Origin of the sequence: Pseudomonas fluorescens (assembly GCF_001307155.1) — a bacterium.
Lineage (GTDB): Bacteria > Pseudomonadota > Gammaproteobacteria > Pseudomonadales > Pseudomonadaceae > Aquipseudomonas > Aquipseudomonas helvetica.
The window spans coordinates 3,482,018-3,504,081 of sequence record NZ_CP012830.1; the positions used below are offsets into that span (position 1 = coordinate 3,482,018).

General features: G+C 55.2%; 23 protein-coding genes and 1 tRNA gene. 18 read left to right on the plus strand and 6 right to left on the minus strand.

The window, feature by feature from the left end:
- Window positions 1-93 precede the first annotated feature (93 nt).
- The 5 genes from AO353_RS15765 to AO353_RS15780 form a co-directional block, all read right to left on the minus strand.
- Window positions 94-1,101 carry a PIN domain-containing protein gene (locus AO353_RS15765; protein WP_054595787.1) on the minus strand — a complete coding sequence of 336 codons (1,008 nt, stop codon included), beginning with the start codon at window positions 1,099-1,101 and terminating at the stop codon, window positions 94-96.
- Window positions 1,102-1,322: 221 nt separating this feature from the next.
- The gene (locus tag AO353_RS31095) at window positions 1,323-2,249 is read right to left on the minus strand and encodes a hypothetical protein (protein WP_146016069.1); all 927 of its coding nucleotides are present in this window, start codon (window positions 2,247-2,249) and stop codon (window positions 1,323-1,325) included.
- On the minus strand, window positions 2,246-4,756 hold the full coding sequence (locus AO353_RS15770; RefSeq protein ID WP_054595788.1) for a hypothetical protein: 2,511 nt from the start codon (window positions 4,754-4,756) through the stop codon (window positions 2,246-2,248). The genes AO353_RS31095 and AO353_RS15770 overlap by 4 nt, the downstream gene beginning before the upstream one ends.
- A 481-nt stretch (window positions 4,757-5,237) precedes the next feature.
- Window positions 5,238-5,567, minus strand: a complete 330-nt coding sequence (locus tag AO353_RS15775) for a hypothetical protein (RefSeq protein ID WP_054595789.1) — start codon at window positions 5,565-5,567, stop codon at window positions 5,238-5,240.
- Between the two features lie 160 nt (window positions 5,568-5,727).
- Window positions 5,728-5,812: transfer RNA gene (locus AO353_RS15780), tRNA-Leu, on the minus strand.
- Window positions 5,813-5,919: 107 nt separating this feature from the next.
- On the opposite strand from AO353_RS15780, the gene queA reads away from it, so the two are divergent.
- From queA to AO353_RS15810, 6 genes are all read left to right on the plus strand, one after another.
- The gene (gene queA, locus AO353_RS15785) at window positions 5,920-6,969 is read left to right on the plus strand and encodes a tRNA preQ1(34) S-adenosylmethionine ribosyltransferase-isomerase QueA (RefSeq protein WP_054595790.1); all 1,050 of its coding nucleotides are present in this window, start codon (window positions 5,920-5,922) and stop codon (window positions 6,967-6,969) included.
- A gap of 14 nt (window positions 6,970-6,983) precedes the next feature.
- Entirely contained in the window at window positions 6,984-8,099 is a 1,116-nt protein-coding gene (gene tgt, locus AO353_RS15790) for a tRNA guanosine(34) transglycosylase Tgt (protein WP_162130405.1), read from the plus strand.
- A 43-nt stretch (window positions 8,100-8,142) separates the two neighbouring features.
- A complete protein-coding gene (yajC, locus tag AO353_RS15795) occupies window positions 8,143-8,478 on the plus strand; it encodes a preprotein translocase subunit YajC (RefSeq protein WP_019693477.1) in 336 nt (111 codons plus the stop codon).
- A gap of 63 nt (window positions 8,479-8,541) precedes the next feature.
- Entirely contained in the window at window positions 8,542-10,410 is a 1,869-nt protein-coding gene (secD, locus tag AO353_RS15800) for a protein translocase subunit SecD (protein ID WP_054595791.1), read from the plus strand.
- Between the two features lie 9 nt (window positions 10,411-10,419).
- Window positions 10,420-11,334: a protein translocase subunit SecF gene (secF, locus tag AO353_RS15805; protein ID WP_054595792.1), complete on the plus strand. Its 915-nt coding sequence runs from the start codon at window positions 10,420-10,422 to the stop codon at window positions 11,332-11,334.
- Window positions 11,335-11,452: 118 nt separating this feature from the next.
- Entirely contained in the window at window positions 11,453-12,007 is a 555-nt protein-coding gene (locus AO353_RS15810) for a glycine zipper 2TM domain-containing protein (protein WP_054595793.1), read from the plus strand.
- Window positions 12,008-12,063: 56 nt separating this feature from the next.
- Here the strand turns inward: AO353_RS15810 and suhB are convergent, their stop codons facing one another.
- A complete protein-coding gene (gene suhB, locus AO353_RS15815; protein WP_054595794.1) occupies window positions 12,064-12,882 on the minus strand; it encodes an inositol-phosphate phosphatase in 819 nt (272 codons plus the stop codon).
- 146 nt (window positions 12,883-13,028) lie between these two features.
- Between suhB and trmJ the strand changes: the two genes are divergently transcribed.
- The 12 genes from trmJ to rlmN all read left to right on the plus strand — a co-directional run bounded on the left by trmJ (window position 13,029) and on the right by rlmN (window position 22,060).
- The gene (trmJ, locus tag AO353_RS15820) at window positions 13,029-13,799 is read left to right on the plus strand and encodes a tRNA (cytosine(32)/uridine(32)-2'-O)-methyltransferase TrmJ (protein WP_054595795.1); all 771 of its coding nucleotides are present in this window, start codon (window positions 13,029-13,031) and stop codon (window positions 13,797-13,799) included.
- 2 nt (window positions 13,800-13,801) lie between these two features.
- A complete protein-coding gene (gene cysE / locus AO353_RS15825) occupies window positions 13,802-14,578 on the plus strand; it encodes a serine O-acetyltransferase (RefSeq protein ID WP_054595796.1) in 777 nt (258 codons plus the stop codon).
- Window positions 14,579-14,767: 189 nt separating this feature from the next.
- A complete protein-coding gene (gene iscR, locus AO353_RS15830) occupies window positions 14,768-15,259 on the plus strand; it encodes a Fe-S cluster assembly transcriptional regulator IscR (RefSeq protein WP_054595797.1) in 492 nt (163 codons plus the stop codon).
- A gap of 50 nt (window positions 15,260-15,309) precedes the next feature.
- Entirely contained in the window at window positions 15,310-16,524 is a 1,215-nt protein-coding gene (locus AO353_RS15835; RefSeq protein WP_054595798.1) for an IscS subfamily cysteine desulfurase, read from the plus strand.
- Window positions 16,525-16,618: 94 nt separating this feature from the next.
- Complete coding sequence (gene iscU / locus AO353_RS15840) at window positions 16,619-17,005, plus strand: Fe-S cluster assembly scaffold IscU (RefSeq protein ID WP_003443374.1); 387 nt, start codon at window positions 16,619-16,621, stop codon at window positions 17,003-17,005.
- 34 nt (window positions 17,006-17,039) lie between these two features.
- The gene (gene iscA, locus AO353_RS15845; protein WP_019693468.1) at window positions 17,040-17,363 is read left to right on the plus strand and encodes an iron-sulfur cluster assembly protein IscA; all 324 of its coding nucleotides are present in this window, start codon (window positions 17,040-17,042) and stop codon (window positions 17,361-17,363) included.
- Window positions 17,364-17,371: 8 nt separating this feature from the next.
- Window positions 17,372-17,893 (plus strand): co-chaperone HscB, encoded by a 522-nt coding sequence (hscB, locus tag AO353_RS15850; RefSeq protein ID WP_054595799.1) that lies wholly within the window; start codon window positions 17,372-17,374, stop codon window positions 17,891-17,893.
- Between the two features lie 51 nt (window positions 17,894-17,944).
- Window positions 17,945-19,807 carry a Fe-S protein assembly chaperone HscA gene (gene hscA / locus AO353_RS15855; RefSeq protein WP_054595800.1) on the plus strand — a complete coding sequence of 621 codons (1,863 nt, stop codon included), beginning with the start codon at window positions 17,945-17,947 and terminating at the stop codon, window positions 19,805-19,807.
- A 3-nt stretch (window positions 19,808-19,810) separates the two neighbouring features.
- The gene (fdx, locus tag AO353_RS15860) at window positions 19,811-20,152 is read left to right on the plus strand and encodes an ISC system 2Fe-2S type ferredoxin (RefSeq protein ID WP_054595801.1); all 342 of its coding nucleotides are present in this window, start codon (window positions 19,811-19,813) and stop codon (window positions 20,150-20,152) included.
- A 14-nt stretch (window positions 20,153-20,166) separates the two neighbouring features.
- Window positions 20,167-20,367 carry a Fe-S cluster assembly protein IscX gene (iscX, locus tag AO353_RS15865; protein ID WP_054595802.1) on the plus strand — a complete coding sequence of 67 codons (201 nt, stop codon included), beginning with the start codon at window positions 20,167-20,169 and terminating at the stop codon, window positions 20,365-20,367.
- A gap of 90 nt (window positions 20,368-20,457) precedes the next feature.
- Window positions 20,458-20,883, plus strand: a complete 426-nt coding sequence (ndk, locus tag AO353_RS15870) for a nucleoside-diphosphate kinase (RefSeq protein WP_054595803.1) — start codon at window positions 20,458-20,460, stop codon at window positions 20,881-20,883.
- Between the two features lie 28 nt (window positions 20,884-20,911).
- Window positions 20,912-22,060 carry a 23S rRNA (adenine(2503)-C(2))-methyltransferase RlmN gene (rlmN, locus tag AO353_RS15875; protein WP_019693463.1) on the plus strand — a complete coding sequence of 383 codons (1,149 nt, stop codon included), beginning with the start codon at window positions 20,912-20,914 and terminating at the stop codon, window positions 22,058-22,060.
- Window positions 22,061-22,064 lie beyond the last annotated feature (4 nt).

Consider the following 22,064-nt stretch of genomic DNA (forward strand, 5'->3'; position numbering starts at 1 on the left):
CCGTGGCTTGCAGACGGATTATAAAACTTGGGATACAAGGAGGGATACACGAAAAGTTTTGCTGAAGCTTGCCGCTATGATCCCCACCATGCTTCAGGTGTCGAGATTATCCCATTCCTCACCGAGAACCCAGCGGAGAGCAGATAGTTTTCCGTTGAGCATTCCCCACTCAAAATCGTCCCAGGGCCCCAAATCTGGATGTCTGCCCTCGACTTCCTCCGCCGCTTTCAACGCACCTGCCCAGATGTGCTCGTGGATTTCCGATCCGTTGGCTCTCTCTGCACCTTCAGGTATGAGTTGTATACGACCGGTCTCAATACCCTCTGCTCTCAGGCAATGTCGGCTGTACCAAATTTTGTCGGTGAGTTCGTCCAGCATTTCGAGTATTTCGAACAGCCCTCGGGTTTCCTCCTCCCAGCCGTTATCGACTTCAAAATCTAAATCGTCAGGTGTGAGCAGATCGGCTAGTGCGGCATTGGGGGTGATGAAGAATTGAGACGACGGCTCAGCAAATATCTCGGAGAAGTCCGGGTGGGGCTTGCGATGGTCGCCATCAGAGAAGTCCGTGTAATTGACGGTTATGAACCGGAAAGACTCAAAGTCGTGAAGGTTTGCGCGTCGGAACTCGTCGAAGACCTCAATGAGGGCCGCATCAGCCATGCTGTTTTTGCTCTTATGGAACGGAGCTAGTTTGTCAATTGCTCGGTTAGCGGCTTTGAGTTTTGCTGAATCAGAAACGGGAGTGGCGATGGCTTTGGCGAACAGATCTTCTACACGGTGAATTGTCATGTAGTTCGCTTCCGAGAGTATCGGCAGCCTGTGTTTCACATCGTCAATCGTATTGATTGCCTGGAGCTTATCCGCACCACCGAAGGCTTCAACGATTTCTCTCACCAGTTTGCATTCTTGAGTGAGTCGCTGGCGCGTCTGGTTTGCTACGCGATCTTTGTTTCGTTCGTACTCTTCCTTTACGAGATCTGGAACCAGCAGTGTGACGATCTCACGGTCTACCAAATGCTCGATGAGACCCAGGATAGGGATCTCGCTTTTTTTCGAAGACACCTCCAGCCATACGCATGTGTCGATCATCAAGAGGTGCATCCCTGTACTCCATGGCTAGTATCGATGAGTGCTTGATTCTGGTTTCTAGACGGAATCTTAGACCAGAAGAGCGCCCGGGGACCTTTAGATTTTCTCCTTCATATGAGGTCGGAATCCCATACGCTTTCACTGGCGGTAGAGCCTCAACCTAACTGATATTTTGAGTATCTATCTGGCATCCCAGCCAACATCAATGTGTAAGGTTTTTCGTAAAATATCAATTATACGGATGTTTGATCGTATAGCTCACTAAAGTCGATTTCACCTTTCTCAAGTTTTTTTAAATTTAGTTCGATTTCTCCAGAGGTGGGAATTCCAGAAATTGATAACTGGCAATCAAATTCCAATATCGCAAATAACTTATTTAACTCGTTTGTAATATGTTCTCTTAGAAGTGCCTGTGCATGCCGAAACTTCGCTCTCTTGTATGCTGAATGATATTCGGTTTGCTTGTCGCTAGATATGTCTCTTCTATTCCAGCTCCATGCTTCGGTTGCTTTGTTTATAGCTTTTGTTTGCAGTAGGTCGTACTCTTGCACGCTGAAGCTTGAGTTTTTAATTCCTAAGCTCATGTCTATGCGTGCAAACTCTGGTAGGGCGCCGGATGTAACCGCGCTCAAGGTTTTTATAGTTTTTTTGTATGCGTGTTTTCCTCCAAGTGAGTCTGGTATTGACAGTCTCCATACATTGGAGTTTCTTATTATCGCATACCTAACTTGCCATTCTGCCTGATCTGCTCGCGGCACAAGCTGAACAGTGAACCACGGTAAACAAAATGTTCGATCCTCGGAGATGTAGATGATATTTGGTTTCTCTTCTCGCTCGAAAATCTCATATAGTGAGCTTCCGTTCCAAACTAAATCCTTAACTAGCTTGTCAATTGCTTTGCACACACTTTGATTAATGTTTCGCTCTCTGTCCCCGTTCAGTGACTGCAGAAATTCAGAGGCTCTGGCTGAGTCTGATCCAGTTATCTGCGCTTTAAAGTTAGGGTGTCTTCTCGACCTTCCACCTATTGGCATTACCGCCAGCGCGATATCTTCTCTGAACATTTGAGCGTATAAATGGAATACATGTTCGTCAGCTAAGCTCCGAAAAAAAGGAACTAATTTTAGGCCTCGACTAGGCTTTCCGTTTAAGTGGCTCAAAGATTTTCTCCTCCCTGTACCTTGCGATCTTTTTCTACCAGTTTTAGTAAGTCACGCTGCTCCCAATCTAACTCAAAATTCTCCTGGCCTTCCAGTTCAATAAAAAAGAAGACAATGAAGATATTTAAGCCACTAGGCAGATGTTGATAACGATCTTTTGCTGAGAACTGCACTAGCTTGCTTGGGTGTACTGCGACTCTTTCTAGGAAAAAGTCGTGGTTTGCCTGTACTTCTTCTCTTGGTATCTTTTCTAGTAATGAATTAATTTCCCTTTCCCACTCAAACCTAAGCTCGCTTCGATGAGGGATTGCATATGCGGCTCTTGAGAACTTGATTATTAAATTCAGATATGCAGTTATTGTTTTCCCCTGTTCGTCTTTAATCAAATGGTTCCAAGTGTCTTTTACGTTCTCCCAAATTTTGATGTTTTGATGAAGTTCTGAAAGCAGCTTTGCATAACCACTTAACTCCATCAGGTCCATAATTGCTGCAGATGCTATATGTAATTTATGTTCGGCATTTTCGGTCTCTCCATTTTTGGGCTTCAGCCTTTCGAAACGAGAAAAGCATCCCAGTATGTAGATTCCAAAAAGATTCTTTATTAGGCTTGCATCGTTGCTGCATAAAGCTGAAAAAAGTGCTTCACCGGTAATGTGCAGAAATTGCCCCGCATAATCTGGATACTCAGGCGGTACCTCCGCGTCTGCGAGTATTATTCCTTGGGCAGCCATGGCTTTTATTAACGCTTTTTGATTGGAATGCAGGGATTGTTCTGTGATTGAGATGTCTACTATTGGCCACGGCAGCCCTTGAATCAGACGTTTATTCTCTATTTCCAACCAGTTGTTACTAAGAAGTTCAACAGTTCTCTCAGCTTTATGCCAGAACTCATGCTCACGACTTTGCGCAGCTGCATATAACCAAGGATTCGGTAATTTTTGCAATTCTTCAGCGAGATTGTTGTAGTATTTCTTTGATCTCTTTGGGAACTCTTCAATATATTTTGCTAATGTTTTGGCCTCTGCTAACAGTATGATTTCTAATTGGTACCAAGATGGACTAATAATCCTTCTCTCAGTTGTTTTTTCGAAATCTATTCGCGTCTGGAGCCATTCGGTTTGCGGGATAAGGTGAGTTGGAATATTTTGAGCGTAAATTGAACTCTTTGTGTGCCAGTTGATTTTAGATGTTTTCTCAGAAAGTATTGCTCTAGAGTTGTTGCTAACATGCTGTGCCATGTTTAATGCTATTGAAATTGGCAGTGTTGCGATTGCTTCAATTATTGATAGGGTTTCTATCTTGGCAAGTTTGGGTTTTTCTGGTTCTAAAGCGAATGCTTCAATTGCAGTTTTGGATATTTGATCTATTAAATCAAAAGCTTTTGTAATGTCACCCGTATAAGCAAGTACTGAAACGTAGCTTTCTATTTTACTTAAGACTTGCATCGCTTCTAGGTGTCTCCCCTCCGCCAGATTTACAGAAAGGGAGCGTAGAATATATGGGTGCAGTTGTTCTTCAATCCAGTGATGGCGTCTGACCATATCCGGCTGTAATGATGTGCCTGTTATATGGGCTATTTTTACGTTATAGCCAGGCGTAGCATACCAGTCTTTGTGTTTAAATTGTTCAGGATACCAATAGCTGTTGGAGGGGATGTTTTTTTTCATTAGTTCGTAGTTTGACAAAAAGTCCAGCGTATAACATATGAGTTTAACTAGCGAGCGACCGTTCTGATGAGTCTCCTTGACCGCGATTTCTATTAGGAGTCTTAGCGTTTCTATGCTTCTGCTCGCCTTCTTATAAGCGTGATTTTGAAAGGCTGGGTCGCTCCATCTGTAGCCATTAACTTGTACTAGAGACAAGCTTTTTTGAATGTCTTCAAATACATGATGAGAAAGCGCTGTAGGATCAAACAAATTAAAGGCGTTTTTTCCCAGCTTTACAAATGCTACGACGCCCGCGCCTGCGAGCAATCCCACAATCGGAACTGCGGCTATGATTCTTGGAAGTCCACACACTCGAAAAGTAATTAGCGTTATGCACAGAAGCGTTAAGGTTGATAGGAAACGCATATATACTGTGCCGGATCGCTCCTGTGTTAGTAAGTCTCGGATATTGTTTGGTACCTTCGCGTATATAGCACTTCCGACCGAGCTCAATGCTGCGTAGTACAAACCAATAAAGACGCCTCCTATTCCTCCTACAGCGGAAAGGAAAGTTACGTAATCTCCATCGTTGGGCACGGAGAGCCCAATATGTTCAAAATAAGGTGTGGTATATGCATTCGTTTTTTGAAGAACGACAGCGAAAACGATGGCCGCTATAACTAACCAAAGTGTTTCGCTTAAAGTGCTTCTTAGAATTCTAAAATTTTGTGCTTCGGAATTAAAGTAATTCGTGGTGTTGTATTTTTTGCTCCGGGCCTTCAGTAAGTAAGAGTTTAATCGTTTCTTTATAGCCCAATAAATCCTATGATCAATGAGGCGCTGGGTAATTAGTTTTTTCATATTTCGCCCGTGTTGCGAAGATCGTCCATTAGCCTACCCTAGCGTTAGCTGAGCCTGCCTGCAATTGAGTGTCCGTCTAAATATGATTACTCACCTGGTGCGATCTGATGTGGAGAACGCGAGTCGGGCGCATATCGGCGGTTACGTCGTCAGATTTCTTGCACCTATCGCATTGCTTCCGCCTCAACAGCGGCAGCCTGTATATGGCTTGCAGGCTGATCATAGGTTGCCCGTAACCTAGTTGAGCGTAAAGGGGACGGATTTATTTACCTTTCAACTGATCAAGGCAGTGCGGGATGGGGCTGTAATTTTTGAGAGTAGAGGTGTTGCCGCTAATTGTGACGCGGAGCGTCACGGGATGCGTTACCACGCGGAGCGCGGGAACGATCAGTGGGGGACAGGTCCATTTTCATTTCAACTAAACCACTGTCCAGTATCAGTCGGTGTAAAGAGGCATCAAACTTGCCCTCAACCCAATCACTCACTGAATATCTTTCAAATAATCCTTAAGCGCAGTCAGCGGACTATCAAGCTGCTCCAGCGTCTGCGCAGCGCTGAAATCTCCCGACAATCTATTCAGCTCTCGCCCCAGCGGCGTACCCGTCCCACCGATCGCCTCAAGCGCCAGCCCCACGCATTCAGCCACTTTTACCTTAATGGTCTCGACATCACCTCTGCGTACCAGCAAGCCGAATACGTCCCGCTGGTAGTCACCCATCATCAGGTCGTCGCGCAGGATCGGGCTTTGATCTTCCGTTTCGTAAGCGAGTTTGAGGGAGAAGAGGGCGACGGTTTCCAGTGGCAATTCCATGGGGGGAATCCTTGTGAAATTTCCTGCCGGTGCATGAGGGCGGAATAGAAGCAGGATCAAAAGATCGCAGCCTTCGGCAGCTCCTACGCGGGCGGTGGATGTCAGGTGCTTTTTTGTAGGCGAAAAAAAAGGCCTTGCTAAGCAAGACCTTTCTTAATTTTGGTGCCCCGAGGGAGACTCGAACTCCCACTCCTTTCGAAAACGGATTTTGAATCCGCCGCGTCTACCAATTCCGCCATCAGGGCTCAATGGCGGCGAAGTATAGAGATGAGATAACCGTCGGTCAATCAGGTACATGGAGAATTTTCACTATTTCCGCTAGACTTCCCGGCCCTGCTAGACGAACCCCATCATGCGCGTTGCTGACTTTACTTTCGAACTCCCTGATTCGCTGATCGCTCGCCACCCTTTGGCTGAGCGGCGCGGCAGTCGCCTGTTGACCCTGGATGGGCTCAGCGGCGCTCTGGCGCACCGTCAATTCACTGATTTGCTTGAGCATTTGCGCCCGGGCGATTTGATGGTGTTCAACAATACCCGGGTGATTCCGGCGCGGCTGTTTGGCCAGAAAGCTTCCGGCGGCAAGCTGGAAATTCTGGTCGAGCGGGTGCTCGACAGTCATCGCGTGCTGGCCCATGTGCGCTCCAGCAAGTCGCCGAAGCCGGGTTCGACGATCCTCATCGACGGTGGTGGCGAAGCGCAAATGCTCGCGCGTCATGATGCGTTGTTCGAACTGGGGTTCGCCGAAGAAGTGCTGCCGCTGCTCGACCGCGTCGGGCACATGCCGTTGCCTCCTTATATAGACCGCCCGGACGAAGGCTCGGACCGCGAGCGTTATCAGACGGTCTACGCCGAGCGTTTGGGCGCGGTGGCGGCACCGACGGCGGGGCTGCATTTCGATCAGCCGTTGCTCGAGGCGATTGCCGCCAAGGGTATCGAGACCGCGTTCGTGACCTTGCACGTCGGCGCGGGCACCTTTCAGCCGGTGCGGGTCGAGAAGATCGAAGATCACCACATGCACAGCGAATGGCTGGAAGTCGGCCAGGACGTGGTGGATGCGGTTGCTGCGTGCCGTGCGCGGGGTGGGCGCGTGGTGGCGGTGGGGACCACCAGCGTGCGTTCGCTGGAAAGCGCGGCCCGCGATGGCGTGCTCAAGCCGTTCAGCGGCGACACCGATATCTTTATCTACCCAGGCCGGCCGTTCCATGTGGTCGATGCCCTGGTCACCAACTTTCATTTGCCCGAATCCACGCTGTTGATGCTGGTTTCGGCGTTCGCCGGTTATCCCGAGACCATGGCCGCCTACAAGGCCGCCGTCGAGCATGGATACCGCTTTTTCAGCTACGGTGATGCGATGTTCATCACCCGTAATCCCGCGCCACGCGGCCCTGAGGATCAAGCATGAGTCGCACCAGTCGTATGTCTTTCGAATTGCTGGCCACTGACGGCAAGGCTCGCCGTGGTCGCCTGACGTTCCCGCGTGGCACTGTCGAAACCCCAGCCTTCATGCCGGTCGGCACGTACGGCACGGTCAAGGGCATGTTGCCGCGGGATATCGAGGCCACGGGCGCCGAGATCATTCTGGGTAACACCTTCCACCTGTGGCTGCGTCCTGGCACCGAAGTGATCAAGAAGCACGGCGACCTGCACGATTTCATGCAGTGGAAAGGCCCGATCCTGACCGACTCTGGCGGTTTCCAGGTGTTCAGCCTGGGCGCCATGCGCAAGATCAAGGAGGAGGGCGTGACCTTCGCTTCTCCGGTGGATGGCGCGAAAGTGTTCATGGGCCCGGAAGAGTCGATGCAGGTTCAGCGCGACCTGGGCTCCGACATCGTGATGATTTTCGACGAATGCACGCCGTACCCGGCCGACGAAGATGTGGCGCGGGTGTCCATGGAGCTGTCGTTGCGCTGGGCCCAGCGCTCGAAAAACGCTCATGGCGACAACACGGCGGCGCTGTTCGGCATCGTTCAGGGCGGCATGCACCAGGACCTGCGCATGCGCTCCCTGGAAGGCCTCGACAAGATTGGTTTTGATGGCCTGGCGATCGGCGGTCTGTCGGTCGGCGAGCCCAAGCACGAGATGATCAAGGTGCTGGATTATCTGCCAGGCCAGATGCCGGCTGACAAACCTCGTTACCTTATGGGCGTTGGCAAACCGGAAGACTTGGTTGAGGGTGTGCGCCGCGGTGTGGACATGTTCGATTGCGTGATGCCAACCCGTAATGCCCGCAATGGGCACTTGTTCATTGATACTGGCGTGCTGAAGATCCGTAACGCGTTCCATCGCCATGATGATTCGCCGCTCGATCCGACCTGCGATTGCTATACCTGCCAGAACTTCTCCCGTGCTTATCTGCATCATCTGGACAAGTGTGGAGAAATGCTGGGTAGCATGTTGAATACAATCCACAATTTGCGCCATTACCAGGTACTTATGGCTGGTTTGCGCGAGGCTATTCAACAGGGTACATTGGCCGCCTTTGTCGATGCCTTCTACGCCAAACGCGGGTTACCCGTACCGCCTTTGGACTGAGTTTTCTGACCCCAAGATTCAACATTTGCAACTGGAGTGCTAAATGAGCTTTTTTATCTCTAATGCCATGGCTGATGCTGGTGCCCCTGCGGCAGGCCCAATGGGCGGCGGCTTTGAGTGGATTTTCCTGGTCGGCTTTCTGGTCATCTTCTACCTGATGATCTGGCGTCCACAGGCCAAGCGCGCCAAAGAGCAGAAGAACCTGCTGAGCAGCCTGCAGAAAGGCGACGAAGTTGTGACCACCGGTGGTATCGCCGGCAAGATCACTAAAGTGGCAGATGATTTCGTTGTTCTGGAAGTTTCCGACACTGTCGAAATGAAATTCCAAAAGGGCGCCATTGCCGCCACGCTGCCAAAAGGCACGCTAAAAGCGATCTAAGTTTCAACTTCTACTCAATCGACGGGGCGCGCAAGGCGCCCCGCGTCATAAGCGGGCGGCGTGATGCTGAACAAATACCCTCTGTGGAAATACATTCTGATCCTGGCGGTGCTGGCGGTCGGTCTGATTTATTCCGCTCCCAATCTTTATCCTGACGATCCGGCCATTCAGGTCAGCGGTGCAAGCACTGCGCTGCAGGTCAATCAGGCTGATCTGGATCGTGTAAGCAAAGCGCTCAACGATGCCGGGATCAACGTCAAGGCGGCCACTCTTTCGGCCAATGGCAAGGGCGGTTTGTTGCGCCTGACCAAGGCGGAAGACCAACTGCCAGCCAAAGACGTCGTGCGCAAGGCGCTGGGTGATGACTACGTCGTCGCACTGAACCTGGCACAAACGACTCCGCAATGGCTGCGCACTGTCGGCGCGCATCCGATGAAGCTGGGTCTGGACTTGTCCGGTGGTGTGCACTTCCTGCTCGAAGTGGACATGGAAAAAGCCCTTGATGCCCGCCTGAAAGTCTACGAAGGCGACGTCAAGAGCCTGCTGCGCAAAGAGAAACTGCGCTATCGCAGCCTGCCGCAGATCAATGGCGCCATTCAGCTGGGTTTCAGTGATGAGGCTTCCCGCGAAGACGCTCGTGCGCTGATCCGCAAGAACTTCAACGATTTCGACATTGTTCCGGCCGACCTCAATGGTCAGGCGGTACTGCGTCTGGCGATGACCCCGGCCAAGCTGGCGGAAATCCGCGAATACTCCATCAAGCAGAACTTGACCACGGTGCGTAACCGCGTCAACGAGCTGGGTGTTGCCGAACCTATCGTTCAACGTCAGGGTGCCAACCGCATCGTGGTTGAGCTGCCAGGCGTGCAAGACACTGCCGAAGCCAAGCGTATCCTCGGCAAGACAGCTAACCTGGAGTTCCGTCTGGCGGCAGAACCTGGTGCTTCGAAAGCCACTTCCGAGACCTTCGAGTTCCGTGAGGGCAAGCGTCCTCCAGCGCAAATCGAGCGTGGCCTGATCATCACTGGCGACCAGGTAACTGACGCCAAGGCTGGTTTCGGTGAGCACGGTACGCCGGAAGTGAACATTCGTCTGGACGGTCACGGCGGTGAGCTGATGAACCGTGCGACGCGCTCCAACGTCGGTCGCAGCATGGCGGTGATCTTCATCGAGCAACGCCCGGTGACGACTTACGTCAAGCAGATGGTCAACGGCGTCGAGAAAGACGTGCCGGTCCAGAGCTTCAAGGAAGAGAAGAAGATCATCAGCCTGGCGACCATCCAGTCGCCGCTGGGTGCTCAGTTCCGCATCACAGGCCTGAACGGTCAGGGCGAATCCTCGGAGCTGGCCTTGCTGCTGCGCGCCGGTGGTCTTGCGGCGCCGATGTACTTTGCTGAAGAGCGCACCATCGGTCCAAGCCTGGGTGCTGACAACATCACCAAGGGTATCGATGCGTCGTTGTGGGGCATGCTGTTCGTTTCGCTGTTCATCATGGCCATCTACCGCTTCTTCGGCCTGATCGCCACGGTTGCGCTGGCGGTGAACATGGTGCTGCTGCTGGCCTTGATGTCTTTGCTGGGGGCAACGCTGACCCTGCCAGGTATCGCCGGTATCGTCTTGACCATGGGTATGGCGGTCGACGCCAACGTACTGATCTTCTCGCGGATACGTGAAGAGATCGCGGCCGGCATGACCGTGCAGCGGGCAATCAACGAAGGCTTCGGCCGGGCATTCACCGCGATTCTCGACGCCAACCTGACCACTCTGTTGGTCGGCGGCATCCTCTTTGCGATGGGCACCGGCCCGGTCAAAGGTTTCGCAGTGACCATGTCCCTCGGGATCTTTACCTCGATGTTCACGGCCATCATGGTGACCCGCGCGATGGTCAACCTGATCTTCGGCGGTCGTGACTTCAAGAAGTTGTGGATTTAAGGGGCTGCCATGTTACGTACTATCAACTTCATGGGCGTTCGCAACGTTGCGTTCGGCGTCACATTGTTCCTTACCGCTCTGGCGTTGTTCAGCTGCTTCCACAAGGGCATGAACTACGGTCTGGACTTCACCGGCGGTACGCTCATCGAGCTGACCTACGAGCGTCCGGCCGACGTCTTGAAAGTTCGTTCCCAGCTGACTGAGGCGGGTTATCACGAAGCGATCGTTCAGAGCTTCGGCGCCACCACCGATTTGCTGGTGCGTATGCCTGGCGAAGACCCGCAATTGGGTCATCAGGTCGCTGAAGCGCTGCAGAAAGTCGGCGGCGACAACCCGGCTGTGGTCAAGCGCGTCGAGTTCGTCGGTCCGCAGGTCGGTGAAGAACTGCGCGACCAGGGCGGCCTCGGCATGCTGATGGCGCTGGGCGGTATCCTGATCTACCTGGCATTCCGCTTTCAGTGGAAGTTCGCGGTCGGTGCGATTGTCTCGCTGATCCACGACGTGATCGTGACCGTGGGTATCCTGTCGTTCTTCCAGATCACCTTCGACCTGACGGTGCTGGCGGCGGTACTGGCGATCATTGGTTACTCGCTCAACGACACCATCGTGGTATTCGACCGGGTTCGTGAGAACTTCCGTGTACTGCGCAAGGCCAGCCTGATCGAGAACATCAACATCTCGACCACGCAAACCCTGCTGCGGACCATGGCGACGTCGATCTCCACCTTGCTGGCGATTGCAGCGCTGCTGTTCTTCGGTGGCGACAACCTGTTCGGCTTCTCCATTGCGCTGTTTATCGGCGTTCTGGCGGGTACTTACTCGTCGATCTACATCGCTAACGTGGTGCTGATCTGGCTGAACCTGAGCAGCGAGGACCTGATTCCTCCGGCCAATACCGAGAAGGAAGTGGACGACCGCCCTTGAGGCGTTATTTCCTCTCGTTATAACCAGAAGGCGCGAGTATTGAACTCGCGCCTTTTTTTATGCTCCAAGATTGGGAGAAGCGCGGGCATGTCCCGCATGTGATGGTCAGGAGGTTCATGTGAACAAGTCGTTACTGGTTGGTGCGGTATTGGGTGCTGTCGGTGTGACTGCCGGAGGCGCTGTTGCCACCTACAGCCTGGTAAAAAGCGGCGGACCTGAGTATGCGCAAGTACTGGCAGTAGAGCCGGTCAAAACACAGATCAAGACTCCGCGTGAAGTGTGCAGGGATGTACCGGTTACCCGGCAGGCGCCGGTGAAAGACCAGCATCAGATCCTCGGTACGGTGATCGGTGCGGTCGGCGGTGGTTTGTTGGGCAACATGGTCGGTGGCGGTAATGGCAAGAAGCTCGCCACGGTCGCCGGTGCAGTTGGGGGCGGTTACGCGGGTAACAAGGTGCAGGAAGGCATGCAGGAGCGTGATACCACCACCACAATGCAAAGGCGTTGCGAGACAGTCAATGACGTCAGCGACAAGCTCGTAGGCTATGACGTTCGGTATTCGCTGGGCGGCAAGGAAGGCAAAGTGCGGATGGATCGTGATCCGGGCAACCAGATCCCGGTCGACAAGGACGGTCATCTGATCCTGGGACAGAACCAGCCTGCTCAAAAATAAGCTGAATTGCAGGCATAAAAAAAGCACCCCGAAGGGTGCTTTTTTGTGCCTGGCGTTTAGCGTTTCAGCGAGGCTGGCAGGTGCGGCTGGATGGCCGTCAGTACTGCTTTGAAGCATTTGGTGTTACCGGCAACGATGTGGCCTTTTTCAAGGAAGTCGTGACCGCCGGTGAAGTCGCTCACCAGACCGCCAGCTTCCTGGATCAGCAGGGCGCCTGCAGCCATGTCCCACTCGGACAGGCCCGACTCCCAGAAGGCGTCGAAACGGCCGGCAGCTACATAAGCCAGGTCCAGGCTCGCTGCGCCAGCGCGGCGGATGCCGGCGGTCTGGCCAACCAGGGCGCGGAACATGCCCAGGTAGTTGTCGAGGTTGTCCATCTGATCGTCACGGAACGGGAAGCCGGTACCCAGCAGGGCGCCGTCCAGGCTGGTGCGACCGCTGACGCGCAGGCGACGACCGTTCAGTTGAGCGCCACGACCACGGCTGGCGGTGAATTCTTCCTGGCGAACCGGGTCCAGAACCACTGCGTGTTCCAGGCGACCGCGGTATTTGCAGGCGATGCTGACAGCGAAGTGAGGAATGCCGCGCAGGAAGTTGGTGGTGCCGTCCAGTGGGTCGATGATCCACAGGTATTCTTCGCCTTCGATCCCGTTGCCTGCGTGCATGCCGGTCTCTTCACCCATGATCGAATGATTTGGGTAAGCCTTGCGCAGCGCGTCGATGATTTTCTGTTCGGCAGCGCGATCCACTTCGGACACGTAGTCCTTGGCGTCTTTTTCGTCGACCTTGATGGTATCCAGGCGCTCGATGGAGCGGAAAATCAATTCACTGGCGCTGCGGGCGGCGCGCAGCGCGATATTCAGCATGGGCTGCATGGATGTGTCACCTAAGGTTGTTAAAGAAAGCCGAGCATTCTATCAGAAAGTTTCTACAGGTGAAGGTCGACGTTCGCTTTCATAGCTTAACGGTAGGATGAACTGTAAGATTTGCTCCCTAATTTCCCTGTCAGAGAGCGCCTCCTTTGCTGCAGAACATTCGTGTCGTCCTGGTCAATACCAGCCATCCGGGGAATATCGGCGGGGCTGCGCGTGCCATGAAGAACATGGGGCTGTCGCGACTGGTGCTGGTCGAGCCGCGGTTGTTCCCGCACCACGAAGCCGATGCGCGAGCTTCCGGTGCCGGTGACATCCTGGAAAACGCCCAAGTCGTCGCCACGCTGGAAGATGCGCTGGTCGGTTGCAACCTGGTGCTGGGCACCAGTGCGCGTGACCGTCGTATCCCTTGGCCGCTGCTCGATCCCCGTGAATGCGGGACGAAGGTGGTTGAGGAGGCAGCGCAAGGTGCTGAGATTGCTTTGGTCTTTGGTCGTGAAGATTCCGGCCTGACCAATGAAGAGCTGCAGCGATGTCATTATCACGTGCACATCCCATCAGACCCTGAGTTCAGTTCGCTGAACCTTGGGGCGGCGGTGCAGGTGTTGAGCTATGAAGTGCGCATGTCCTGGCTGGCGGCCCAAGGTCAGCCAAGCAAGATCGAGAAGGAAGAAGTGGCGTCGACCAAGAGTGGCGAGCTGGCGACCATGGATGAGCTTGAGCGATTCTATGAGCACCTGGAGCAGACACTGGTGGCCATCGAATTTCTCGATCCGGAAAAACCGCGGCACTTGATGGCGCGCCTGCGTCGGTTGTACGGACGAAGCTCGGTCAGCCGGGCTGAAATGAATATTTTGCGTGGCATCCTCACGGAAACCCAAAAAGCGGCCCGTGGTGAGCTTCTTAAACGGAAGGATTAATGATGTTCGAGCGTTTGCGTGAAGATATCCAGAGCGTTTTCCACCGTGACCCGGCGGCACGTAATGCGTTTGAGGTGTTGACCTGCTACCCCGGCATGCACGCCATCTGGATTCATCGACTGTCTGCTGCTCTGTGGGGCATGGGCTGGAAATGGCTGGCGCGGTTGGTATCGAACTTCGGCCGCTGGTTGACCGGGATCGAGATTCATCCGGGCGCCAAGGTCGGTCGTCGCTTCTTTATTGACCACGGCATGGGCATTGTCATCGGTGAAACCGCCGAGATCGGCAATGACGTGACGCTGTATCAGGGCGTGACCCTCGGCGGTACCAGCTGGAACAAAGGCAAGCGCCACCCGACGCTGGAAGATGGCGTAGTGGTAGGGGCAGGCGCCAAGGTGTTGGGGCCGTTCACCGTGGGGGCGGGGGCCAAGGTGGGCTCCAATGCGGTGGTGACCAAGGCTGTGCCGGCGGGGGCGACAGTGGTCGGAATTCCGGGGCGGATTATCGTCAAGTCCGATGATGAGCTGGAAGCCAGGCGCAAGGCCATGGCCGAGAAGATTGGTTTTGATGCCTACGGCGTCAGTGAAGACATGCCGGACCCGGTGGCGCGTGCCATCGGTCAGTTGCTGGATCACTTGCAAGCGGTCGATGGTCGACTGGAAGGCATGTGCGGCGCGCTCAAGGACCTGGGCAGCCCTTACTGTGCCAAGGACTTGCCTGAGCTGCGCGAAGAAGACTTCGCCTGCGTCAAAGGCAAAGATGAAAGCCAGGCCAGCTAACGACTCCGCATGGGGGCGCAATCAGGCAATGGTGCGGCGTTGAGCGGTGTGCCATTAGGTGGCAGATCCTGCTATAGTGCGCGCGCTCTTTTGCGGGTAAACCTGACTAAAGTACTAGGTCTTATAGTTGACTTGAATACTCGGGAATTGCATACTCGCCCCCATCCCGTAACTCCGTGGTAATTGTCCATGCGACTGACTACAAAAGGCCGATACGCTGTCACCGCCATGCTTGACCTGGCGTTGCACGCGCAACATGGCCCGGTGTCCCTGGCCGATATCTCTGAGCGCCAAGGCATTTCCCTGTCCTACCTCGAACAGCTCTTCGCCAAATTGCGCCGCAGCAATCTGGTTTCCAGTGTCCGTGGACCAGGCGGTGGCTACCAGCTATCGCGTGACATGCAGGGCATCCAGGTCGCTCAGGTGATCGATGCGGTAAACGAATCGGTCGATGCAACCAAATGCCAGGGGCTGGGTGATTGCCATGGCGGCGACACCTGCCTGACCCACCATTTGTGGTGTGATCTGAGCCTGCAAATCCACGAATTTCTGAGCGGTATCAGCTTGGCTGACCTTGTCACTCGCCGTGAAGTGCAAGAAGTAGCCCAGCGTCAGGACCAGCGTCGTTGCAACAGCAAGGCGTCGCGTCTGGACAAGATTGAAGCGTCCGCCGTCGAATGACAGCCAAAGAGCTAGCGGCACGCCAGCCAGCCTGAATTAGGAGAGAGTCCATGAAATTGCCGATTTACCTTGATTACTCTGCGACCACCCCGGTTGATCCGCGTGTCGCGCAAAAGATGAGTGAATGCCTGCTGGTCGACGGAAACTTCGGTAACCCGGCGTCCCGCTCCCACGTGTTCGGCTGGAAAGCCGAAGAATCGGTCGAAAACGCTCGCCGCCAGGTCGCCGACCTGGTCAACGCCGACCCGCGTGAAATCGTCTGGACCTCCGGTGCCACCGAGTCCGACAACCTGGCAATCAAGGGTGTCGCGCATTTCTATGGCACCAAAGGCAAGCACCTGATCACCACCAAGATCGAACACAAGGCGGTCCTCGACACCATGCGCCAACTGGAGCGCGAAGGTTTCGAAGTCACCTACCTCGATCCTCGTGAAGACGGTCTGGTAACGCCTGAGATGATCGAAGCCGCGCTGCGCGATGACACCATCCTGGTGTCGGTCATGCACGTGAACAACGAAATCGGCACCATCAACGACATCGCAGCCATCGGCGAACTGACCCGTTCCAAGGGCATCCTGTTCCACGTCGACGCTGCGCAGTCCACTGGCAAGGTCGAGATCGACCTGCAAAAGCTGAAAGTCGACCTGATGTCCTTCTCGGCCCACAAGACCTACGGTCCTAAAGGCATCGGCGCACTGTACGTCAGCCGCAAGCCGCGTGTTCGCCTTGAAGCGACCATGCACGGCGGCGGTCACGAGCGCGGCATGCGTTCCGGCACCCTGGCCACTCACCAGATCGTTGGCATGGGCGAAGCCTTCCGTGTAGCCAAGGAAGACATGGCTAGCGAAAACGTTCGGATCAAAGCCCTGAGCGATCGTTTCTTCAAGCAGGTCGAAGGCCTCGAAGAGCTGTACGTCAACGGCAGCCTGACCGCCCGTGTTCCGCACAACCTGAACCTGAGCTTCAACTACGTTGAGGGCGAGTCGCTGATCATGGCGCTCAAGGACCTGGCGGTATCGTCCGGTTCGGCCTGCACCTCGGCGTCGCTTGAGCCTTCGTACGTACTGCGCGCCCTGGGCCGCAACGACGAACTGGCACACAGCTCGATTCGCTTCACCTTCGGCCGCTTCACCACCGAAGAAGAAATCGATTATGCCGCGCAGAAAGTCTGCGAGGCCGTCACCAAGCTGCGCGCTCTGTCGCCGCTGTGGGACATGTACAAAGACGGCGTCGACATTTCGAAGATCGAGTGGGCGGCACACTAACGAATTAAGTCGCCGCACAGGGGCTTTGCAAGCCGGTTGAAAGGTTGGCTTGCAGGGCTCCAAGAGCGACTCTCTGATGAGTGAGGATTGAATCATGGCTTACAGCGAAAAGGTCATCGACCACTACGAGAACCCGCGTAACGTCGGCAAGATGGACGCGGAAGATCCTGATGTCGGCACCGGCATGGTCGGCGCTCCAGCATGCGGCGACGTTATGCGCCTGCAAATCAAGGTCAACGAGCAAGGCATCATCGAAGACGCCAAGTTCAAGACCTACGGCTGCGGCTCTGCCATTGCCTCCAGCTCCCTCGCTACCGAGTGGATGAAGGGCAAGACTCTGGACGAAGCAGAGACCATCAAGAACACCCAGCTGGCTGAAGAACTGGCCTTGCCGCCAGTGAAAATCCACTGCTCGGTACTCGCTGAAGACGCCATCAAGGCTGCCGTTCGCGATTACAAGCAGAAGAAAGGCTTGATCTGACTTTCAAGTATTGGCGACGAGTAAGGAGTCACCGATGGCTATCAGCATGACAGAAGCGGCTGCTCAACACGTGCGACGCTCCCTCGACGGGCGCGGCAAGGGTGATGGGATTCGTCTGGGTGTTCGCACCACGGGCTGTTCCGGCCTTGCCTACGTGCTGGAGTTTGTCGATGAGGTAGGGGCCGACGATCAGGTCTTCGTCAGTCATGGCGAGAAAGTGATCATCGATCCGAAAAGCCTGGCTTACCTGGACGGCACCGAGCTCGATTTCGTCAAGGAAGGGTTGAACGAAGGCTTCAAGTTCAACAATCCCAACGTACGCGGTGAATGTGGCTGCGGCGAAAGCTTCAACATCTGAGGCTGCTCGTGGGGACTCCTTGTCATTTCGCATTATTTGAGCTGCAACCGAGCTTCAATCTGGACCTCGATCAGCTGGCTACGCGCTACCGTGAGTTGGCGCGCGGCGTTCATCCAGACCGCTTTGCTGACGCTTCCGAGCGTGAGCAACGGCTGGCGCTAGAGCAATCCGCTAGCCTCAACGAGGCCTACCAGACGCTCAAAAGTCCCCCCAAGCGCGCGCGTTACCTGCTCGCCATGGGTGGTCGCGAGCTGCCGCTGGAGGTCACGGTGCATGATCCGGAATTTCTTCTGCAGCAGATGCAATGGCGCGAAGAGCTCGAAGACCTGCAAGACAGTGCCGATCTGGCCGGGATTGTGGTATTCAAGCGCCGCCTGAAGGTCGCTCAGGATGTACTGAACGAAAGCTTCGCAGCTTGCTGGAATGATGCAGTGCAGCGTGAACAGGCCGAACGCCTGATGCGGCGCATGCAGTTCCTCGACAAGCTCACCTACGAAGTGCGCCAGTTAGAAGAGCGCCTCGACGATTAACCCAGTGCCGCCTCGGTCGCACGCCTGATATACAGATAAGTCCTGATAACGATGGCCCTACTGCAGATCGCCGAACCCGGCCAAAGTCCTCAACCGCACCAGCGTCGTCTGGCTGTGGGGATCGACTTGGGCACTACCAATTCGCTGGTCGCTGCGTTGCGCAGTGGTCTTTCCGAGCCACTGGCCGACGCTGACGGGCAGGTCATCCTGCCGTCTGCGGTGCGCTATCACGCTGACCGTGTCGAGGTCGGCGAGTCCGCCAAGCTGGCAGCCGCTACCGATCCGCTGAACACGGTGTTGTCGGTCAAGCGCTTGATGGGTCGTGGTCTGTCCGACGTCAAGCAATTGGGCGAACAGCTGCCGTATCGCTTTGTCGATGGCGAGTCGCACATGCCGTTCATCGACACCGTGCAAGGGCCGAAAAGCCCGGTCGAAGTTTCCGCCGATATCCTCAAGGTGCTGCGTCAGCGCGCCGAGTTGACGCTGGGCGGCGAACTGGTTGGTGCAGTGATCACCGTTCCGGCTTACTTCGATGATGCACAGCGCCAGGCAACCAAGGATGCGGCCAAGCTGGCCGGTCTGAACGTGCTGCGTTTGCTCAACGAGCCGACCGCTGCGGCGGTGGCTTATGGTCTGGATCAACACGCCGAAGGCCTGGTCGCCATCTATGACCTGGGCGGCGGCACCTTCGATATTTCGATTCTGCGTCTGACCGGCGGTGTGTTTGAAGTGCTGGCCACCGGTGGCGACAGCGCCCTGGGTGGCGATGACTTCGATCACGCGATTGCTGGCTGGATCATCGAGAGCGCGGGCCTGTCCGCCGACCTCGATCCTGGTGCGCAACGTCATCTGCTGCAAACGGCCTGTGCAGCCAAAGAAGCCCTGACTAATGCGGCGACGGTCGAAGTCGCCTATGACGGCTGGAAATCCCAGCTGACCCGCGAAGCCTTTGATGCGCTGATCGAGCCGATGGTTGCTCGTAGCCTGAAAGCCTGCCGCCGCGCCGTGCGTGATTCCGGTGTCGAGCTGGAAGACGTGAAAGCAGTGGTGATGGTCGGCGGTTCGACCCGCGTGCCGCGTGTTCGCGATGCCGTGGCTGAAGCCTTCGGTCGTCAGCCGCTGACCGAGATCGATCCGGATCAAGTGGTGGCCATTGGTGCTGCGATCCAGGCCGATACCTTGGCGGGCAATAAGCGCGATGGCGGCGAACTGCTGCTGCTCGACGTGATTCCGTTGTCCCTGGGGCTGGAAACCATGGGCGGTCTGATGGAGAAGGTGATTCCGCGTAACACCACCATCCCGGTCGCTCGCGCTCAGGACTTCACGACCTATAAAGACGGCCAGTCGGCCATGATGATTCATGTGCTGCAGGGCGAGCGCGAGCTGATCAGCGATTGCCGCTCCCTGGCGCGCTTCGAATTGCGCGGCATTCCGGCCATGGTCGCGGGTGCGGCGAAGATTCGCGTGACCTTCCAGGTCGATGCCGATGGCTTGCTCAGCGTGGCTGCCCGCGAATTGGGTTCGGGCGTCGAAGCGAGCATTCAGGTCAAGCCGTCCTACGGCCTGACCGACGGCGAAATCGCCCGCATGCTCAAGGAATCGTTCCAGCACGCCAACGACGACAAGGTCGCCCGCGTACTGCGTGAGCAGCAAGTCGATGCCCAGCGTTTGATCGAAGCGGTGCAAGGCGCCCTCGATGTCGACGGCGAGCGCCTGCTCGACGCCGAAGAACGCATGGTCATCGAATTGCAGATGCAGGAACTGAGCGAATTGATGAAAGGTACCGATGGTTACGCCATCGAGCAGCAGACCAAGCGTCTGTCGCAAGTGACCGATGCCTTTGCTGCCCGCCGCCTGGACTCGACGGTGAAAGCCGCTCTGGCGGGGCGCAACCTGAATGAAATCGAGGAATAACTGATGCCGCAGATCATTTTTCTGCCACACGCCGAGCATTGCCCGGACGGTATGGTCGTAGAGGCTGAGACCGGCAAGTCCATTCTCGAAGTGGCTCATGAGAACCATATCGAGATTGAGAGCGCCTGCGGCGGCGTCTGTGCCTGCACCACCTGCCACTGCATCATTCGCGAAGGCTTTGACTCGCTGAATGAGGCCGATGAGCTGGAAGAAGACTATCTTGATCGGGCCTGGGGTCTGGAAGCGCAATCGCGCCTGACCTGCCAGGCAATCGTCGGGACTGAAGACCTGACCGTTGAAATTCCTAAATACTCGCTCAACCACGCCGCCGAAGCGCCGCACTGATTCAAGGAACTGGCATGAGTCTTAAATGGGTTGATGTGCTGGAAATCGCGATCCAGCTGGCTGACAGCAAGCCGGATGTGGATCCGCGTTACGTGAACTTCGTCGATCTGCACAGCTGGGTCATGGCCCTGCCGGACTTCAGTGATGATCCGACCCGCGGTGGTGAGAAGGTGCTTGAAGCGATTCAAGCGGCCTGGATCGAAGAAGCAGACTGAACGCACTGTACGCCGTTAGGCAATACCCAAGAACCCGCGTATAATTCGCGGGTTTAATTTTTCGCAAATTACCGTTTCTGGAGTTACACCATGGCTGTTCAACGTACTTTCTCCATCATCAAGCCTGATGCAGTTGCAAAAAACGTCATCGGCGAGATCACCACTCGTTTCGAAAAAGCTGGCCTGCGCGTTGTAGCTTCGAAAATGAAGCAACTGTCCAAGGCTGAAGCTGAAGGCTTCTACGCTGAGCACAGCGCTCGTGGTTTCTTCGGCGACCTGGTTGCTTTCATGATCTCCGGTCCGGTTGTCGTTCAGGTTCTGGAAGGCGAAAACGCTATCGCTCTGAACCGTGAGCTGATGGGCGCTACCAACCCTAAAGAAGCTGCTGCCGGCACCATCCGCGCTGACTTCGCTGACTCCATCGACGCCAACGCTGTGCACGGTTCGGACTCCGAAGCCGCTGCTGCTCGCGAAATCTCGTACTTCTTCGCAGCTACTGAAGTAACCACTCGCTAAGCATTGGCTTATGAGTGAAGGTGAATCCATGACTACATCGACTGCAAAAACTAACCTGCTGGGTCTGACTCAGCCGGAAATGGAAAAATTCTTCGACTCAATCGGGGAGAAGCGTTTCCGTGCCAGTCAGGTAATGAAGTGGATTCACCACCTTGGCGTCGATGATTTCGACGCCATGACGAACGTCAGCAAGGCCTTGCGCGACAAGCTCAAGGCTATTGCCGAAGTTCGCGGCCCCGAAGTGGTCAGCGAGGACATCTCCAGCGACGGCACCCGTAAGTGGGTGGTGCGCGTGGCGTCCGGCAGCTGCGTCGAGACCGTCTACATTCCCCAGGGCAAGCGCGGCACTCTGTGCGTTTCGTCCCAGGCAGGCTGTGCCCTGGATTGCAGTTTCTGCTCCACCGGCAAGCAAGGTTTCAACAGCAACCTCACCGCCGCCGAAGTCATCGGCCAGGTGTGGATTGCCAATAAATCGTTCGGCAGCATCCCGGCAACCGCCGACCGTGCCATCACCAACGTGGTGATGATGGGCATGGGTGAGCCGCTGCTGAACTTCGACAACGTCGTTGCCGCCATGCACTTGATGATGGACGACCTGGGCTACGGCATTTCCAAGCGTCGTGTGACCCTGTCGACCTCGGGCGTGGTGCCGATGATCGATGAGCTGTCCAAGCACATCGACGTTTCCCTGGCGTTGTCCCTGCACGCACCGAACGATGCGCTGCGTAACCAGTTGGTACCGATCAACAAGAAGTACCCGCTGAAAATGCTCCTCGAGTCCTGCCGCCGCTACATGTCGTCCCTGGGCGAAAAGCGCGTGCTGACCATCGAGTACACCTTGCTCAAGGACATCAATGACAAGGTCGAGCATGCGGTTGAAATGATCGAGTTGCTCAAGGACACACCTTGCAAGATCAACCTGATTCCGTTCAACCCGTTCCCCCATTCCGGTTACGAGCGGCCGAGCAACAACGCCATCCGTCGTTTCCAGGATCAACTTCATCACGCTGGCTTCAATGTCACCGTGCGCACCACCCGTGGCGAAGACATCGACGCTGCGTGTGGCCAATTGGTAGGACAGGTGCTGGATCGCACCCGTCGTAGCGAACGTTATATCGCCGTGCGTGAGTTGAGCGCCGACAACGATATGCCGCAAGACGCTGCGAATCGTACTTAAGAGA

Bases quoted from the DNA above. Each gene is read 5' to 3' on its own strand.
- AO353_RS15765 (WP_054595787.1), bottom strand. From the start codon at position 1,101: ATGCACCTCTTGATGATCGACACATGCGTATGGCTGGAGGTGTCTTCG.
- AO353_RS15770 (WP_054595788.1), bottom strand. From the start codon at position 4,756: ATGAAAAAACTAATTACCCAGCGCCTCATTGATCATAGGATTTATTGG.
- AO353_RS15775 (WP_054595789.1), bottom strand. From the start codon at position 5,567: ATGGAATTGCCACTGGAAACCGTCGCCCTCTTCTCCCTCAAACTCGCT.
- queA (WP_054595790.1), top strand. From the start codon at position 5,920: ATGCGCGTTGCTGACTTTACTTTCGAACTCCCTGATTCGCTGATCGCT.
- tgt (WP_162130405.1), top strand. From the start codon at position 6,984: ATGTCTTTCGAATTGCTGGCCACTGACGGCAAGGCTCGCCGTGGTCGC.
- yajC (WP_019693477.1), top strand. From the start codon at position 8,143: ATGAGCTTTTTTATCTCTAATGCCATGGCTGATGCTGGTGCCCCTGCG.
- secD (WP_054595791.1), top strand. From the start codon at position 8,542: ATGCTGAACAAATACCCTCTGTGGAAATACATTCTGATCCTGGCGGTG.
- secF (WP_054595792.1), top strand. From the start codon at position 10,420: ATGTTACGTACTATCAACTTCATGGGCGTTCGCAACGTTGCGTTCGGC.
- suhB (WP_054595794.1), bottom strand. From the start codon at position 12,882: ATGCAGCCCATGCTGAATATCGCGCTGCGCGCCGCCCGCAGCGCCAGT.
- cysE (WP_054595796.1), top strand. From the start codon at position 13,802: ATGTTCGAGCGTTTGCGTGAAGATATCCAGAGCGTTTTCCACCGTGAC.
- iscR (WP_054595797.1), top strand. From the start codon at position 14,768: ATGCGACTGACTACAAAAGGCCGATACGCTGTCACCGCCATGCTTGAC.
- AO353_RS15835 (WP_054595798.1), top strand. From the start codon at position 15,310: ATGAAATTGCCGATTTACCTTGATTACTCTGCGACCACCCCGGTTGAT.
- iscU (WP_003443374.1), top strand. From the start codon at position 16,619: ATGGCTTACAGCGAAAAGGTCATCGACCACTACGAGAACCCGCGTAAC.
- iscA (WP_019693468.1), top strand. From the start codon at position 17,040: ATGGCTATCAGCATGACAGAAGCGGCTGCTCAACACGTGCGACGCTCC.
- hscA (WP_054595800.1), top strand. From the start codon at position 17,945: ATGGCCCTACTGCAGATCGCCGAACCCGGCCAAAGTCCTCAACCGCAC.
- fdx (WP_054595801.1), top strand. From the start codon at position 19,811: ATGCCGCAGATCATTTTTCTGCCACACGCCGAGCATTGCCCGGACGGT.
- iscX (WP_054595802.1), top strand. From the start codon at position 20,167: ATGAGTCTTAAATGGGTTGATGTGCTGGAAATCGCGATCCAGCTGGCT.
- ndk (WP_054595803.1), top strand. From the start codon at position 20,458: ATGGCTGTTCAACGTACTTTCTCCATCATCAAGCCTGATGCAGTTGCA.
- rlmN (WP_019693463.1), top strand. From the start codon at position 20,912: ATGACTACATCGACTGCAAAAACTAACCTGCTGGGTCTGACTCAGCCG.